General features: G+C 31.7%; 8 protein-coding genes. All 8 read right to left on the reverse strand.

Annotation, left to right across the window (positions count from 1 at the left end):
- Window positions 1-4: 4 nt before the first annotated feature.
- Window positions 5-1,885, reverse strand: a complete 1,881-nt coding sequence (locus RLT85_RS02640; RefSeq protein ID WP_311400500.1) for an ATP-dependent nuclease — start codon at window positions 1,883-1,885, stop codon at window positions 5-7.
- Between the two features lie 111 nt (window positions 1,886-1,996).
- The gene (gene brxL / locus RLT85_RS02645; protein ID WP_311400501.1) at window positions 1,997-4,006 is read right to left on the reverse strand and encodes a BREX system Lon protease-like protein BrxL; all 2,010 of its coding nucleotides are present in this window, start codon (window positions 4,004-4,006) and stop codon (window positions 1,997-1,999) included.
- Between the two features lie 5 nt (window positions 4,007-4,011).
- Window positions 4,012-6,510 (reverse strand): BREX-1 system phosphatase PglZ type A, encoded by a 2,499-nt coding sequence (gene pglZ / locus RLT85_RS02650; protein ID WP_311400502.1) that lies wholly within the window; start codon window positions 6,508-6,510, stop codon window positions 4,012-4,014.
- Window positions 6,507-8,297 carry a hypothetical protein gene (locus tag RLT85_RS02655; RefSeq protein ID WP_311400503.1) on the reverse strand — a complete coding sequence of 597 codons (1,791 nt, stop codon included), beginning with the start codon at window positions 8,295-8,297 and terminating at the stop codon, window positions 6,507-6,509. Before RLT85_RS02655 ends, pglZ begins: the two co-directional genes overlap by 4 nt.
- A gap of 10 nt (window positions 8,298-8,307) precedes the next feature.
- Window positions 8,308-9,429: a UvrD-helicase domain-containing protein gene (locus RLT85_RS02660; protein ID WP_311400504.1), complete on the reverse strand. Its 1,122-nt coding sequence runs from the start codon at window positions 9,427-9,429 to the stop codon at window positions 8,308-8,310.
- Between the two features lie 23 nt (window positions 9,430-9,452).
- Window positions 9,453-11,801 carry an Hsp70 family protein gene (locus RLT85_RS02665; protein WP_311400505.1) on the reverse strand — a complete coding sequence of 783 codons (2,349 nt, stop codon included), beginning with the start codon at window positions 11,799-11,801 and terminating at the stop codon, window positions 9,453-9,455.
- A gap of 229 nt (window positions 11,802-12,030) precedes the next feature.
- The gene (locus RLT85_RS02670; protein ID WP_311400506.1) at window positions 12,031-13,560 is read right to left on the reverse strand and encodes a S1 RNA-binding domain-containing protein; all 1,530 of its coding nucleotides are present in this window, start codon (window positions 13,558-13,560) and stop codon (window positions 12,031-12,033) included.
- Window positions 13,550-16,498, reverse strand: a complete 2,949-nt coding sequence (locus RLT85_RS02675; protein WP_311400507.1) for a C-terminal helicase domain-containing protein — start codon at window positions 16,496-16,498, stop codon at window positions 13,550-13,552. The genes RLT85_RS02670 and RLT85_RS02675 overlap by 11 nt, the downstream gene beginning before the upstream one ends.
- Window positions 16,499-16,502 lie beyond the last annotated feature (4 nt).

Consider the following 16,502-nt stretch of genomic DNA (forward strand, 5'->3'; position numbering starts at 1 on the left):
TCTATTACATCAAAGGGTCTAAAAATTTAATACCATCTTCAATGTATTTTGGTATTGTAAAACCGCTATGGTCTTCTGCCAGCGATAGTGAGAGTTGCAAAGCAAATTCGCTTTTATAGCCTTCAATTAAAGCAAAATATCCTTCGACATCAATATCACTTGTGCCTAATTCTTCTACATATTTTTTTCCAGAGTTAGGCCGTACCAGTTGAACAACTTTACACAAGATTTTTTTACCATTTCCAGATTTATTGCAGTCAATTAAATCTTTTTCAAACGTAGATAATTCAGAAATTTGAACACCAACTTCATCTACAGCATCATATTTGTCTTTAAGTTCTTGAGCCCTATGCTCTGTTTGTGTTCCAATATCGCTATCAGTTAAAACTAAGCACCTTGTATGAAAGCCGTTTAAGATTATTTGTATAAAATTTTTGAAGGCAAGTCCATTAACATTAACCACAGCAGTTGCAGATTGGTCAATAGTTTCGCCAGTTTGGATTTTATAGAATATAGGGAATAGAAGTTTTTCAGAAATCCCTTCTACCAATGCCAATCGTCTTGAATAAAACAAATTGACATTCTCACTATCAAGATATTTTTTGAGATAGTTTACTTGTCTTTTTTCTTCGGCAGTTGTTCCAAAACCTTCCAATATATAATGAGGTTGTACAATGCCGTTTTTATAATGAATCACCACAGTATTTTCAAAATCTATTTTGGTGGTAATATGGTTAGAATGTGAAGTTAGAATGAGCTGTATATCCTTTCTGTAAGTACCGTCCTCTTTTTTTATAAGCCCTTCAAAATTTGAGGCTAAATGATTCTGAAGATTTGCGTGAAGATGCGCTTCTGGTTCTTCAAGTCCGACAATTCTGAAGAAAGTGGACTGCATTCGCTCAGGATCTTCTATGAAAGAGAGCATTAACGAAATAAAAAGAAGGTTGTTTCGCCCAGTTCCATTACGTTCGATTTTTATGGGGTTATCGTTATAAATTAGGCTCAGTTTCCTCAATAAGTCCGATACATTTGGTAGAGAGAATATAAGGTCTACAACATTATTGGATGTTTCGGTACTCAATGATATTTTATCAAGTTGCTCTGAAATCCGAGTCTTTATTCCTGAAATAGCTACATTACCTTCAATTGCTCGCTGAAGACCTACTAACTGTTTTTTTAAGTCTTGATATTCGGTTTCTTCATTTGCATTAAGCACTCTAAAAAGTAATCCATTATTCCTACTTGCGGAAAGTTCTGATTTGGCATCTCTGAGTGCATCCAATAGTTCAAATTTAAGTTGGTTTAAGTGATAGGTATTCGCTACGCTCTCATTTTGATTTCCACCGTGTATACGATAGTGGTACTTTGTAATGGGAAAATTTATCAGATTCAGAATTTCGCTTTCGGGTATTTTAGTAAATTCCTCAGACCCTAATTCATTTTCGTAGTCCTTAAGAAACTGTCTTTGCTGGGTTATTTCTTCAAATGTATCAAAAGATGATATTGGTGCAAACGTATAGGTAAGAGTAGCTTCTGTAAATTCAGAATTACTCATCCAGTCAGTTATAACAGCTTCTTGTTTTAGATCCCAATCCTTAAGAGTTGCTTTTATTGTAATTTTTGGATAGGAAATATCCTTTGGCTCTATAGAAGTATCAAGAATTTCTTTTTTAAGCTTCAGAATAGTCTCGTAATTAAAGTCTGAGACCTCTAACATACGCCTTTTGAAAAAAGACACTTCTTGGCTGAATATTAAGCCTAAAGAGTCTAAAAGATTGGATTTCCCGATATTATTTTCACCAATAATTTGCGTTACCGGTTTTAGTTTAACAGTAAAATTGATAAAGTTTCTATAATTTGAAATTTCAAGTTGCGATACATACATATTATAAGTGAATGGTTGTTTTAGCCTATAAATTTAGCAAAGTTTTTTACGGTTTTTAAAGTTTCCTTCTTCATATTAGCTAAAACGTATTTTCTTCATATTGAAAGAAGTCTAAGAGCCAACTGTCACAAAAGTCACTTCACAAGCTTTACAAACCCGTCGTTCTTGGATGTATTCATTGATATCATACCAACCGCCAGTTTTTTGCCAAATATCTAGTCCTCTCCCTAAAATCACTTTCCATCCGTTATTCATTTCAATAGATCTGTCGTGAATAAAATCGTCAAACTCATAGGAAAATAGGATACCCATTGATTCCAAAGAATAGCGCATTTGCTCAAAAGCATCTTTCGCATTTTCAATAAACTCTTCATTATTACTTGTTACTAAGTGAAGTTTAACTTCTGTGTCTGGATCTTTCTTTTCGCTAATGAGTTTTGCAAGTTCCATAAAGTTCCGCAACTGATATGGTAACCTAATATAGGGATCTGTGATTTTAAAATCAGTAGCATTTAATAAATAAGCTCCAAACAAATTATCATAGGAAATACCGGACTGATTATCTCTAATTATTTTTTGTCCAGGTTCTAGTGATAACTTAGCGGTTTCAGATTTCTGAAGTGGTTTGTTCTCAGTAACTTCCGTTTGTTTTGTTGTAGGTCTTATTTCATTTTCAACCTCTTCAAGTGTCAGGATAGGAAAATGTTCTCCTGTGGATTTACTGACGTAACTAAAATCAACTTCTTCAAAGGTTTCATCCATTTTGCGAAGTTGGTCTTTTACACGTTTTCTATTTTCAATAGCGAAATCTAAAATTTCTTTAGCATCAGCTTCTGTGAAATCATTATCTGGGTAGATTATTTTTATTAATCCCGCAAATGTTTTAGCAATGGACGTTTTGTCTCTAGTCGTAATTGAACTTGATAGTTCAAAGTGTTTTGTATAATCGTGGGTTCTATCTTCTTTTCGTAGGTTCTTTAATATTTCAGCAAGGTAATCAACAATAAAACCGTATTGCGAAGTAAACATTTCATTTCGTAATTTTTGAACTTCCCACCCTGGAAGATATCCGTGCATACGGTCAAGGAAAGCCGTGTCATAATAATCTTTAGGCAAGGCCTCAAAAAGATCGCTATGTTTCATCATATAGTTTACGGAATGGTCTGTGTTTCCAACAAATACCATTGAAGCAGAAGCACCATAGACTTGAGTTCCTCTTGAAAAGGATTTATTAGCCATATAATTTTTCATTATATCCACTAAACCACGGTCTACACGCTTTGTTTTACCTGCAAATTCATCATAAGCAACAACATCCCAATACCCAACTAATCCGATATTACCTGAACTATTGTTTACAAATAGCTTTGCTTTTGATACTTCACCACCAGAAATTAAGATACCGTGTGGCGACATTTCAGAATAAATATGTGATTTTCCTGTTCCTTTTGGTCCTAATTCTATGAGGTTATAGTTATTCTCAACAAACGGAACAAGTCTAGTTAATTGCAACAGTTTTGAACGAAATGTAAATTCTTCTGGATTAAGACCTATAGATTGTAATAAAATATCCATCCATTCTTCCTTGTCAAAATGTTTCCGAGCACCTTTATATTCTTCAATATCTACATTGGAAACTTGAATTGGTTTTAAACTTTCAACCATCCAAGGGATATGATTTCTTTCCTCGGAAGGAACATACCCCAAAGTTAAAATACACCAAACACCACTAGATAGCAGTTTTTGATGTTCTTTAATGAGGGCATCTGAAATTGGAACGCGGTTTAAACCTAGATTAGCAAAGGAAGCTTCATATCTATCTTGTCTGTCATTTAGCTGAACTGCTACTTTATCTATAATTCTATGAGAACCTTTTTCTCGAATTGTAGATTTAATTATTTGAGACTCGTCTCGATGCACAAAATGTTTGGCAATGATATTTTTAACCGTTTCTACGCCTTCATTAATAGTTGCTTCGTCATCTGTAGCGCAGTATTGTCCTAATAGATATTCTAAAACATACGTAGGAACTATAGCATTGCCTTTTACTAATTTGGTTAAATCCTTACGAACTACCTTACCTGCAAAGTGTTCGTTTATTTTTACATTTAGTGCGTTCATAGGTTCTAAAATTCATCAAAGTCGTTAGTAAAAGAAATATTAAGGGTATAGTAATACTCTTTGTATGTTCTCCATTTGTTAGCGCGATCCATAGGTTCTTCTAGCACCAATTTTACACGTTGATTCTTATATTTACCGCTTGCTTGAGCAGTTAATTGGAATCTATTTTTAACTTCTCGCTGTCGTTGATTCTCTTCTTTAATATCGAAAGTGTAGATAAATTGATCACTTAACAACGTGCCATCTTCTGCTTGAATAGAGGCTTTAATTTTACGTTCCAACATACTGTCATCTACCTGCTCTGTTTGAATGAAGGAAACAGCGAGTAGGTTAGTAGTAATCTTATCAGTAGATTTAATAATATCTATTTCTACCTGAGCTGTGGTGTCCTGACGCTTTTTATTCACTTTTATTACTGGCAATACAATTTCTTGTAAAGAAGCTCCTCCGTGAACAAACTTTGAACCAGATCCACTTACACGTAATCTGTTAATGGATTTTGGAATGAGTCCATTTCCGTTACTGGTAAAGCCAAGCTGGTTGTGGGTAAAGGATTTTACTGCCTCATTACCTTTTAAATCAGTTCCAAGAACGAATCTTCTATTCAATTTATCTACTTCGCCTTTTATTTCAGCTTCAGTAAAATCGCTTTCCTCTAATGTTTGATATTGATATAAAAAACCGTGATCTGAAGTAATAATCATATTATTACCATTCATATTAGAGATCTTCTTTAATAGATCAATCAGATAATTTAACTCTCTTTCAACTGCTTCAAATGCTTTGTCTTGCGTTGTAGTATCATCACCAGTATCATCTATATCGTTATGATAGATGTAAATCACATCATAATTTTTTACAAAATCCCTGCCTGTTGTATTGGCACTAAACTTCATAAAATCTTCAGCTAATATTGCAGTTGCACGAGCACCAGAATTTTTAGCTAAAATTTTAGATCGAGATGGAATACCCATAGAAGGCATTCCATCTACTAAAATTTGGTCTGTTCCTTCTTTTATGGATAGTTCTTTATGAGGTAATAAAGACGCCATCCCTAATTGGGTATAAGATGGCAAAGACGCTAAAGCGCCTTCAATCTCACTATCATATCTATTCTCTTGTGTTAATCTTTTATGCAATTCAACACCGCACTCATATCGTAATGCATCAGAAATAATGACGAATACACGTTGCTTTTTTTCTACAAAAGCTTGAATATGTTTTTTAAAAAATTGTCGTTGACTATAGTTTCTGGCTATTGGCCAGGTTTCTAAATTATCAATAACAGCTTGCCATTTGTCATTATACTTCAGTAACCAATCATTGGTATATAGCTTTTCTACTTTTTGAGCCAATCCGGAAAGTATGTTATCTTGATTAGATCTTCGGTAGTTTAGTATAAACTTTCTATAGAGATAATCAATTTTATAAAGTGACGTGGTGTATTGCTCTAAACCGTTTTCAGCAGACTTAAATGCTACTTTAAGTTTTTGAATTTGAAATTGTAGTTGTGATGCAAACGACACACTTTCATAGAATGCAACAAAATGTGGGTTGTACCAAAATGTATGTTCTCGTTGCTTTACAATATGCTGTAAGCTGTCATTTGAGATTTCATTTGTAATTAAACGCTGAACGAGATCGTGTATTATTTTCTTATCCGTGAGTTTAAACAGTTCATCATTCACTGCTTTTTCTAATGGTAAGTTGTTGAGAACACTTTCAATTTGAAGGTCACTGGCTATTTGCAAAGAAATTTTATCAAACCCTTCACGGTAGGTAATGGTATCTTTCCAAAGCGCGAGTAATAGTCTTGTTTCTTTAGATAGTTTAGGGGTTTCAGTTTCATTGAAATTATCTGTAAACGCTTCTACAAGAAAATCATAGATGGATGGCGTTTTACTTGTGTACTTAAATTTATTTAGAATTTGAGTCCAGTAAAAGTTTGATAGTTCGTAACGTTCTAAATCTCTTTGTAATTTCTCATTTCCATTGGCAAAGGCAGTTCCGTGTGCGTGAATAAACGTGTTTAGGTTAACGTAATCGGTATTAAGGGTTACCGCTACCATTTTGTAGCGAATGTCTCTATGAGAGTCCCCTTTGCCTAATAACTCCTTTAATTTATCAACGCGATCTTTTGACTTGAAAAATTGAATATGTTCCCCAACTAATTCTTTAAAACTAAATTCTAACCCTAATTCTTGAAGAATAATTGCTTCTTGATCGGTATGGAAAATGTGATATGCCAATTCTAAATCCAGTAACCAATTTTCATTGGGTTTGGGTTTAGGGGCATTGCTATAGACTAGAAATTTAGTTTTAGGTGTGTTCGTTATTATCTTATACTTTATTTCAAACTCATTGTCTTGTAGATGGCACTTTTCAACACCTTTCAAATCTAGGACATCAAAGCTTTCTTTTAATTCATTGCGCTCATCATACCAAAAAATCACATCGTGATCTTGGAACTTTTTTTCTAACGCTTCTTGTATTTTAATGCTCATTTGTTTAAAACTGTATAAAAATCATTTATTTCGGATTCGACAAGATATTCATTGTTCACACTTAAAACCCAATTATGTATTCTATCATCGATATTTTCATTTATCAGCTCAATATCCTTAATATTATAGTGTTCTAAAAGATGTTTTAAATTTCTCTTTATTTCACCATCAGAACTTACACTTTCATTTTTCACTAGGACAGTTGTATTATCTCCAAATTTAGCTTTGCAAAATCTTTCCATTTCAATTTTCTTATTTTGAAATTCAGGTGATTGTATATATTCAACTTCTTCATCAACTAACAACACAAAAACAATAGTTTTAAATAAGATAGACTTCACTGCATTATTTAATATCCATTCGTAAAATTTAAATAAACTACGTTCATAAGATTCTGGTATTAAAAAACCTACTAATGCTTTTTTATTATTATCAATTATTTTACTTAAAGGTTTTGTTTTAATTTTCAAACCTTTTAACCAATCTTTGACTTCGCTAGTATCATTTATGTAAAATGTTGCCTCTGAAGGTTTTACTGTTAAGTTTAAGGTAAAGTTTGAATTCCCAGATAGGCAACTATTATGAAATAAGTGTTTAAACGAAGAGTCGTTTTTGATTTCTATACCAATATTTAATAATCGTTTATTACTAAAATTATTTTCTAAAAGATTTTTTTTATCATTCTTAGTTATAAATATAGGCTCTATTAAAGCTCCACCATTTTGTAGTTGAAGATATTCGGCGACAGCTTGTCTTTTTGATATCGATATATTTTCCGCATTTTTGCAGGAGACTGATAATCCATCAAATAACAATTCTATTAATTTACATTCAATTCGTCGTTGCTGATTTTGGATAGAAGGGATTAGATAAAGGAAGTCCACTTCCTCTTTAAAAATAGCTTTAAAAAAGATTGACCAAAATAAAGCTTTGTAGTTTTTTTCGAGTTTCAGTTTTTTAAGATAATTTTTAATTTCTAAAAAATAATTTTCACCAGTATTCGTTTCTTCAAAAAATGAAGCTGCAACATAATAACCAATAATAAATTCAAATTCCTCAAAAAAGATATCTGGCACATTTGCAATACTTTTTAGTATTGTCTTACTGTCTTCTTTGTCTTTTAAGTTTAGAAGCCATTGCTTAGCATTTTTTAAATCCTCTTCACTTACTTCTTTTATACGAGGAAACTCTTTAAAAATAAAAGCACCTAACCAATTGAATCGCTTCACAGCTTCGGTGTAAAAATTACCATCGTTTCTTTCTTTAATAGGATAAAACCCCTGTGAGATTATTTCTTTTATAAAATTAACCTTGAATTCAGATAATGCTTCAAGATTATTAATAACAGCGAATACTTCCTCTGAAAATTCTTTTGAAAGATTATCATTAATAATTAAAGAATAGTTTTGCACTAAACCTCTTCGAAAACCTTTGAAAAGATTGATTTCGGGACTAAAACCAGCCTCATCTGGAAAATTAATTTTATCTTCAATATTTTGACTATCTCTGACCTCACGTTTAGCAATGACCAACAGACCTTTGGGGACTCTAAAATGATTTATAAATAAATTTTCTTCTTTTTCTGGTATTTCATATTTAATAACTGAGCCTGATGTTATAAATAATCTTTCATTGTGTTCTATTAAGTTTTCTTCGATCACAAATAATGCTATACTCCAATCTTTTTGAGCGCGACTTATTTGAAACCTAGATTTAGGAATGATTATAAGTTTATTAAAAACAAGGTTCTCTGATTCCTTTAGTGAGATATAAATTTTTTGTTCCATTTGCTAAATTTTAAAACCAGTCGTCTTCTACTTTATTTGGGATGTTGTTGCTAAACAGATTGATATTTGTAATTTCTGAAATCGTATCTGAAGACTTAATAATATAAAGATTGGCATTAGTTCGTGTAATACTTACATATAACACATCTTTTAACCTATTTTCTTTTTTTAATTTTTGAACCATACTACTACTATTATTAAACCCAAATAGAATAACGTGTTCAAACTCCAGACCTTTAGAACTATAACTAGAAATTAATAAAGGTGTTGTAGATGTAAAATCGTGATCCCTTAAGTCTCTATTTTTTTTGTAGTAATTAAAATCAATATTTTGATTTCTTAAATAATCAGACAATTCATTAAGTAAATCCCTGTCTGGACAAATTACTCCAATACGTTGTCTCATATTTCTTAAAGAAACTAAAATTTCGTTTATTTTATGAAACTCTTGATTTCTTTCAACTTGAATTATTTGAGGAATGGTTTGAGAAGTAGTTGAAACCTTCGCTTCTATATCATCATTGGATCTAGAAAATAGTGCTGCCAATTTTGCTATATTTTGATGAAATCTAAATATTTTGTTTAGCCGCTCCATTAACCCTTGACCAACAATTTCTAGTTTAGTAAGTTTTGTTTCATAAATTCCTTGATTAAAATCACCAAGAGAAGTAATTCTCTTCGATATTTTCTTTATTAACACCCATTCTTTGGGATTTAAGTCTTGAACTTCATCTACTACTGTAACATCATAAGTCTTACTTAAATTACATTGTAGCAGTAAAGACAACAAACGATCATATTTTTCTTCATAAGAGCCGCCCTGATTTCTATCTATATTATTTTGATATGCTAAATCCCAAAAAAATTTATCCTTTGTTGCAATAGTAATGTTGTCAGAGATTTCTAGTTCTCGCATTGCTGTTCTTAAATATCCATATAGGCTATGATTGTACATTAAAAGTAAAGGTCTAATTGTGCCCTCTTGTACCATATCTCTAAGTGTATATAAACTAATCAGAGTTTTACCAGAACCCGGTGGGCCTTCTACAAATAAATTTTGTTGTTCACGTGAAATTCGTCTTACAATTCCCTTTTGTTCTTCCGATAAACGGTTGTACGGTATTAAAAACATATTATCTGATTGTTTAAGCTTATTTAAAATGGCAGGTTATTCATATCTAAATACTTTCCTTCATCTTCTTTTCTTCTTTTAGTTTTAGGGTCTATATAGGCATAAGGTTCATCTACTTGACCAAAAATATCATTTAACAATACTCGTTTATCAAATTGCGAAAAACCAGCTGGATTATTCTTATAATCTTTAACTATCTTTTGTAATTCTGTAGTATCCTTATTGACTTCATTTTTAAGTAATGCTATTTTACATCTAATAGTGGTTTCTTCTTTTATATCTTCAGCTTGCATTTCTAAATATTCTAAAGCAGCTTTAGCATCTGTTTTTTCCAATAACACCGCATAATTATGTCTCCAAGCGGGTTCAGTTGGATTTATCTCAATAGCACGCTCTAATGCTTTTTTAGCAGCTCCTAAACGACCTAGACGCGAATTAAGGATGTATTTCATATTCCAAATCCAGCTATCTTGATCGTCAAAGCGTTTGATGTAGACTTCTGCATTTTCAAGTGCTCCTAAATAATTATTGGCTTTAAAGTGCTTGTCAATGAGCGTTTTTAAAAATCGTTTTTCTTCTGAAGTATTTCTAGCTTGTTGTGCTTTGTTTAGATTTGATTGCGCTTCAAATACTTCTAGTTGTTCTTCTGTTAATTTCCCTATGGCATACGGATTCTCAAATTTTGCATTTCCAATAATTTCATCATCTGCAATAACCTGCATTTTAAATACTTTATCTTGGGTTATTTCAGCCTCTATTTTAATAATTGTATCTATATCATAAAATTTATTTAAAGAACAACGAATTTCTCCAATAGAAAAATCAGCTCCATTAATACAAACTGGTACTATTACCTCTGAAAGCAGATTAGTTTGTAATTTAAAATCCGGTATATTCACTATTTGAGGTAATGACTGACCACGCTCAATTATTGGATAAAAACGGTTTCCTTTTAAGCGCACACCTAAATTATCACTGGTAATTGGACTTATTAATGAAATACCGTATTGGTTGACAAAAAAGGAATACACACCAGCTCCTTCTGCAACTAATTTATCTGGTTCTGGTGATACTAATAATTGAGCATTTATAAGTTTCTCTTGTGTTAAAGCTCCTAATAAGGGATTGAAAGAGCTACCGCCAACCAATAATACAAAATCTACTGCATCAAGAGTTTCATTTGATTTTTCAATAATTTCAGAAATTGAAGTGCTGATTGTTGTGATGGCCTTATCGAAATATTTGAATTTGTATTGTTTGCCTCTAAAAAATTTGACAAATAATTCTTTGAACTTTTCTGCTGTTAGCTTTAATTCCCCTAAATCGTAACTATTATTATTTAACACTAAAATATTATCTAATCTCGTTGCAATTATTTCACTGAGATTTAAATTTGAAATATCTCCGCTACCAACTTTTAAACTCATTGCGTTACAAACCGTGATTTTTAAATCTTCTGCCATTACGATAAGTTGTGGTAAAATGGTGTTTTTTACGTCGGAAATATCTAAACTATCAAAATTTGGAATTGTTTTTATAACTTTAGGCAAGAGGTGTTCTTCTGCTATTAATAAATCTATATCTTGACCTCCTAAGTCATTATATCTAGAAATAGCTCTGTTACTTATTGTAATACCTGTATCACGTCTAAAGTCTACATTAAGTAATGATAAATCTAAAGTACCACCACCAAAATCGATTACTAATACGTTTTTGTTTTTTACTTCTTTTGACCAACGTTCTTTTTCGCTATCAACCAGCCGATTAAAATACCCTAAAAATGCAGCATTAGGCTCATCAATTAACATTGTGTCGTTCGTGCTAATTTTAGCCATTTTAGCAGCTTTTAAAGTATCTTTACGTTGGTTGGCTTGAAAAGATGCAGGAACGGTAATAATGGTGTTTGCTAGCTCATAATCATTTCCTTGACTGTAGGTTTTTCGCATATAATTCATTATGCCACCTGCTATTTTATATGGCATATCTAACTTTTCATTTATAGCGTTTGGATATAATGGATGATGATCTACACCCATTTCTACTTTCCAATGGTAAAAAATATTTTTTTTGTATTGAAACTCTGGATGCCCTTTTAAGTGATATAAATTATTTCCAACATAGGGTTTGCCCTTATAAAACGCTACAATAGAGGCAATTTTTTCATCTTCAATGGTTTGGTCAAATTCAAAAGGGCTGAATTGTGGAAATCTTACAAATTGAACAGGGATTTGATTGGTTTTATTAAAATTGACATTTGCAGCATCAACAGTGGCCATAAGTGTATAAGTTGTCCCTAAATCTATCCCGATATTAATAGGGTTTTTAGTGATTTTGTTTTGTTCTTCAATTGGGTATATTATAATATTACTCATAGTTTTTTTCTTATGGTTTGCGGACTATTTAAATTCGTTACAGCAAATGTAGACACTCCAAAAGCTTTGAAAATTCAAATGCTTTAGTCAATTTCTCATAAAGTCCATTCTATTTTTGTGGTCTTAACAAATGTGTTTAATATTAATTATATCTTCTATTTTAACTATAATTATTTTTTGAGTTGTCTAATTAGTCGAATTTTTCACTATAAGTCCTTGGCTATAAATATTATTCAATTACCTTTAAACTATAACCTTTGTCGGTTTCTTTTTCAATACGTACTTTCACAGTAATACCTACTTCGTAAATTTCTCGGAAATTCTTTGGTAGGGTTGATTGATGCGCTAATCCAGTTTTACCATTTTCCATATCTATAAATAATCCAAAATCAACAATATTCTGAATTTTTCCCTCAAAAGTTTCCCCAACTAATACTTCCGGGACTTTTAAACTTTCTATTTTGATATTTTCTGCAATCGGTTCACTTTTGTAATCGTAATCAATTACAAAGGACACTTTCGCACCAGCAAATTCATCCAGATTTCGAACTCTATTATTAAAAGAACTTTTCGAAAAATTAATACTTTCATTTTTTGAATATCTAATTTTCCCTACTTTACCTCGTGGATGTATAAATACTATCTCACCTTGATTGATTTCATACTCCATATAAAGCTCATCCTTAAATGTCTTGTACAATTCTTTAAAGGACTTGTCTGCTTTTCCTTTTACTTCTTTAATTTCGAAGTAGTTAATAAGCTTTTGATAATTCGTAGAATTATTCCATAAATTTTCTTGAACACCTAAAAATATAATCTCAGCAAATTTCTTTGCTTCATCTATCCGATTTAATCTGGCAAGCAATCTCGATTGATGAAGTAGTATGCCTGCACTAAATTTCACATCATATAATTGGATTCCAGCTCGCAAAGACTGAATCCAACTCTCTTGGTAACGTTTTTGTTCATAAAGTAATTCAGAGTATTCTTTAAATAAAAAATATTTAGTGCTTCCAGCTCGAGAATTGATAATCTCTAAATACTTTTTTTCACTAGTCTCGTAATCTTTTAAATTTCTAGTGGCTCTAGCAATTCTCATTTGGAACCATAAATCATTATCGTAGTGATAATTATCAACTGCCTTTAGCCCTTTCTCACAGGCTTCTATGGCTTCATTACTTTTGTTTAATTTATCACAAGCCTTAGTGTAGTATTGGTAAAAGGATTCTAAGTCAGAAGGGTTTTCTTTCGTCTTTCCTTCTTGATCTGTATATTCAGATGTTTTTTTAGAAAGGTACTCTGGATTTATTTTCTTGCAATATTCATAGATTCTATTGGCATTGAAGAGGTTGTTGGAATGTGCCTCAATTAAATTAAAAAGTATGATGGTAAATGGACAAGGATAGTTATCATCAACGCTTATATCCTTTTGTTTTATGATGTTTATATAGCTATTTATTAAGTTCTCGCTATTTAAAATCACCTGTGGTTGTTTGTGTTTTATAAAATTGTCAAATACATACCATCCGCATAAGCTTGAAACAATTTCATAGTCCTTAAAATTTTCTATAATTTCAGGAAGGTTATTAATATTTATTCTTTTAGAAGCTCTGGCAGCTTGCAGTAGGGTTACTGCATCATAATTATTAAACTCACTTGGATAGTTAGTATACATTTCAAGACAAACGTCCAAAGATTTACTTGGGTCGTTTTCTAGCAACTGTTTTGCTTCATCTTGAAATTCTCTTTTAGTTTTCATCCAATAATGCTTTAATGTCTTCAACTAATGCTTGATTCGATTTCTCTTTTATTTGTAGTGAAGTGAAAAAACCACTGTTTCTTTCTCCAGTTGTATATCTTAAATTAAATTTCACCACATCATCTGCATCCACTACTGCAAGTCTATCTTCATTCCTGTGGCATTCTAAAAGGTGTAATGTAATTTCTTCAAAAGATAATTGTTCCTTCCAGTCGTTATAAATATCACCTCGATAATCCGTTGGAAAAGAATTTTGAGACTCTTGTTCGTAAATTTGATCTATGGCTTTTTTAACCAATCCATCTTCAGTATCATTTCCTTCAATTCGTACCGATGAAATTTCTTCATTTCCACGATTGTTAATCGCAACTATCACGTTATTTTCATTCTTAGAGATTAGTACGACTTTACTTAAATAATCCGAATATTTTCTAACAGATTCTATCTTAAAATCATTGAGTTCCTTATGTAATTTCCCAATAAAGACTGCTGTATTGTGCTTTAAGCCATCAGGAAAGTACCCCGATAATTCATCTAAGGTAACTTCATTGTCATAACTTAGCATTTGACTGTTGATATCAAGGCTAACATTATCAGTAATTTCTACTTCATCTGTAAAATGACAATTGATAAAAGGGTCTATAGTTTGTGGATTTAATATGTGAGCTGTTTTCCAAGATGCAGTTAATCCTGTGTACAACCATCTATAATAACTTTCGTTTGTAATACCCGAATCTTCTGACTGTAGTGCTTTAAAAAGCACATTTTCAAATTTAGAGCCAACTGACTTATGTACCGTAATTGCCCAGCCATAATTAATTAAAGCTGCATTGATGTATGGATCTGTTTTGCGCAATTGAAACAATAATTGAGAAGTATAATTCCTTTTATAAGATCTTTCAATCTTGTTACGACCAACTTCAAATTCTTTTAAATCCTTTTTTAAAACTTTTTCATTATTCTGTTTGGCTTTTTGCCAATTTTCAATTTTTAATTGAAACTCAATAAATTCTTTGTCAGATACAAGGTTTTGATAATCTGAACTCTCTTCAAACGGGTGCTGCTTTTTAAGTTTTGCAAGTTTTTGGGATGTGAAAATTTTTACAGCTTTTAACTCTTCCCGTGTCAAATCTTCTACACCATCAAAATAGTTTTCTAGAAAAATTAATTTAAAATTTGGGATAGCATTATTTGCGAGTAATTTAACTTCAAGATGTCGATACCTTAATCTAGCAATAAGCCCATCTTTTTTAGTTGTGACATCCTCATTTTCCAGGTGTAAAACTTCTTGCACTAAAAAATAACTGCCATTAGCAATTTTAGTGGGTGTCCCAAAACCTGTTTGATCAGGAATATTGATATTGTTATTTAACAAAAGTAAGTCGCCCTTAGCTAGATGTTTTCCATTATTTAGCACATTATTTTTTATCCAATTATTGGTGGTTCTTGCTTCTTTTTTTGAATAAAGCAATACAGCATTTTGTGGCTCATTTTCTATTTTCTCACTAAACCATTCTTGTAAATGCGCTGTCGCTTGTTCGTGCTTGGTTAAAATAACAGACTGATCGTAGTTAAATTTTAAATAGTTAAAAATTGAGTGATCAATTGAGCCAGCAATAGACCTTCTAAGTTTTAATAACTTATTATCGTTTTCTTTAATCTTGTGTTCGTGTCTAAAATGTAAAATATCTCCATCAGGGAATAATTCATTTAATGTCTCAATATTTAATGCCGAATCTTCATTTTTGCCATAAGACAGCATATATGGATCTCCTATAAAAACTATCTTCCTGTTATTAGATTTCAGTTTTAAAAATTGAAATAAATCTTCTAATAATCTACCCGAACCAAACCGAAGCAAGTCCGATTGATGCAAACTTCTAGAAACAAGATGTGACTCTGGAATAATAATAACTGCCGCATCATCAATATCTCTATCGCTTTTCAAACCAATCTGTTCTTGAGATACAGTTTCTTCATCCTCACTTTCACTTTCCTCATCAGCTGAGGTCGTTTCTGTTTTAGTCTTCCCTCCATAAATAACTGTATATAAACTGGTGATGTCAAATCCCGTACTACGTTGTAATTTATGGGCAATTCTTGAAGAGTGACACCATAAATCTGTTTCGGGAACTTCTTGGTCTAAAGCAAAAGTGTTTACATTTTGCAACCATTGGCTTCTTAGTTCAGAACTCATTGATTCAAGTACCAATATTCCTGAACCTTCAGTTGTAAAAAACTCTTTTAATATAGGCTGTATATTTTGATCAATATAGTTATAAGTCTGTTCTACTGATTTAATAGGATTATCTAATTGTATGGTTAAATCCCCTTTCCATTCATCTGAAGGAAATAGTGCCTTAAATCTATTTGCAATCGTTACCTCGTATTTGTTTTCACTAGAGAACGCATCAAGAAAGGTATGCAAGTCAATTTCTTGAACAAGTTGATAATAAGGAACTTTCCTTGAAGTTTTACGATTTTGAGTAATGGGACCAGAAAAAATATTAAGAGCACAAATACGCCCCTTGTTTATTACATAACGCATCAATGAATCATCCTCTATCATAGATTTCATTACACCGCGATAGGTGTTCAGTTGTCTGTATGGATTAGTGTGATTATTACCAGCCTCTATCTTTACTTTATCGCCATCAGCAACATTGATAAACCAAGACTTTTTACCGAAATCCACATCATTTATTGGCATCAATATTTCCCCGGAATAATCCTTGAAATCTATAATTACAATACCATTTGTGTAGAATAAAATAGCGTCTGCTCTAAATCTAGGATAGTCTTCATTTTCGGGATTACCTATTAATAATCCATCCCATCCTTGTTCTTCAAAAAATGGAATCAATCGTTTTACAACACGATTGAATTGGACATTCTCGTGTAAATTCTCGGTTTTATTAAATAGAACTTCAAGTGCCATATCC

This window comes from Mesonia ostreae (assembly GCF_031845265.1).
GTDB lineage: Bacteria > Bacteroidota > Bacteroidia > Flavobacteriales > Flavobacteriaceae > Mesonia > Mesonia ostreae.

Excerpts from the sequence above, each read along its gene's own strand:
- RLT85_RS02640 (WP_311400500.1), bottom strand. The coding sequence starts at position 1,885 with ATGTATGTATCGCAACTTGAAATTTCAAATTATAGAAACTTTATCAAT.
- RLT85_RS02655 (WP_311400503.1), bottom strand. The coding sequence starts at position 8,297 with ATGGAACAAAAAATTTATATCTCACTAAAGGAATCAGAGAACCTTGTT.
- pglZ (WP_311400502.1), bottom strand. The coding sequence starts at position 6,510 with ATGAGCATTAAAATACAAGAAGCGTTAGAAAAAAAGTTCCAAGATCAC.
- brxL (WP_311400501.1), bottom strand. The coding sequence starts at position 4,006 with ATGAACGCACTAAATGTAAAAATAAACGAACACTTTGCAGGTAAGGTA.
- RLT85_RS02670 (WP_311400506.1), bottom strand. The coding sequence starts at position 13,560 with ATGAAAACTAAAAGAGAATTTCAAGATGAAGCAAAACAGTTGCTAGAA.
- RLT85_RS02665 (WP_311400505.1), bottom strand. The coding sequence starts at position 11,801 with ATGAGTAATATTATAATATACCCAATTGAAGAACAAAACAAAATCACT.
- RLT85_RS02660 (WP_311400504.1), bottom strand. The coding sequence starts at position 9,429 with ATGTTTTTAATACCGTACAACCGTTTATCGGAAGAACAAAAGGGAATT.
- RLT85_RS02675 (WP_311400507.1), bottom strand. The coding sequence starts at position 16,498 with ATGGCACTTGAAGTTCTATTTAATAAAACCGAGAATTTACACGAGAAT.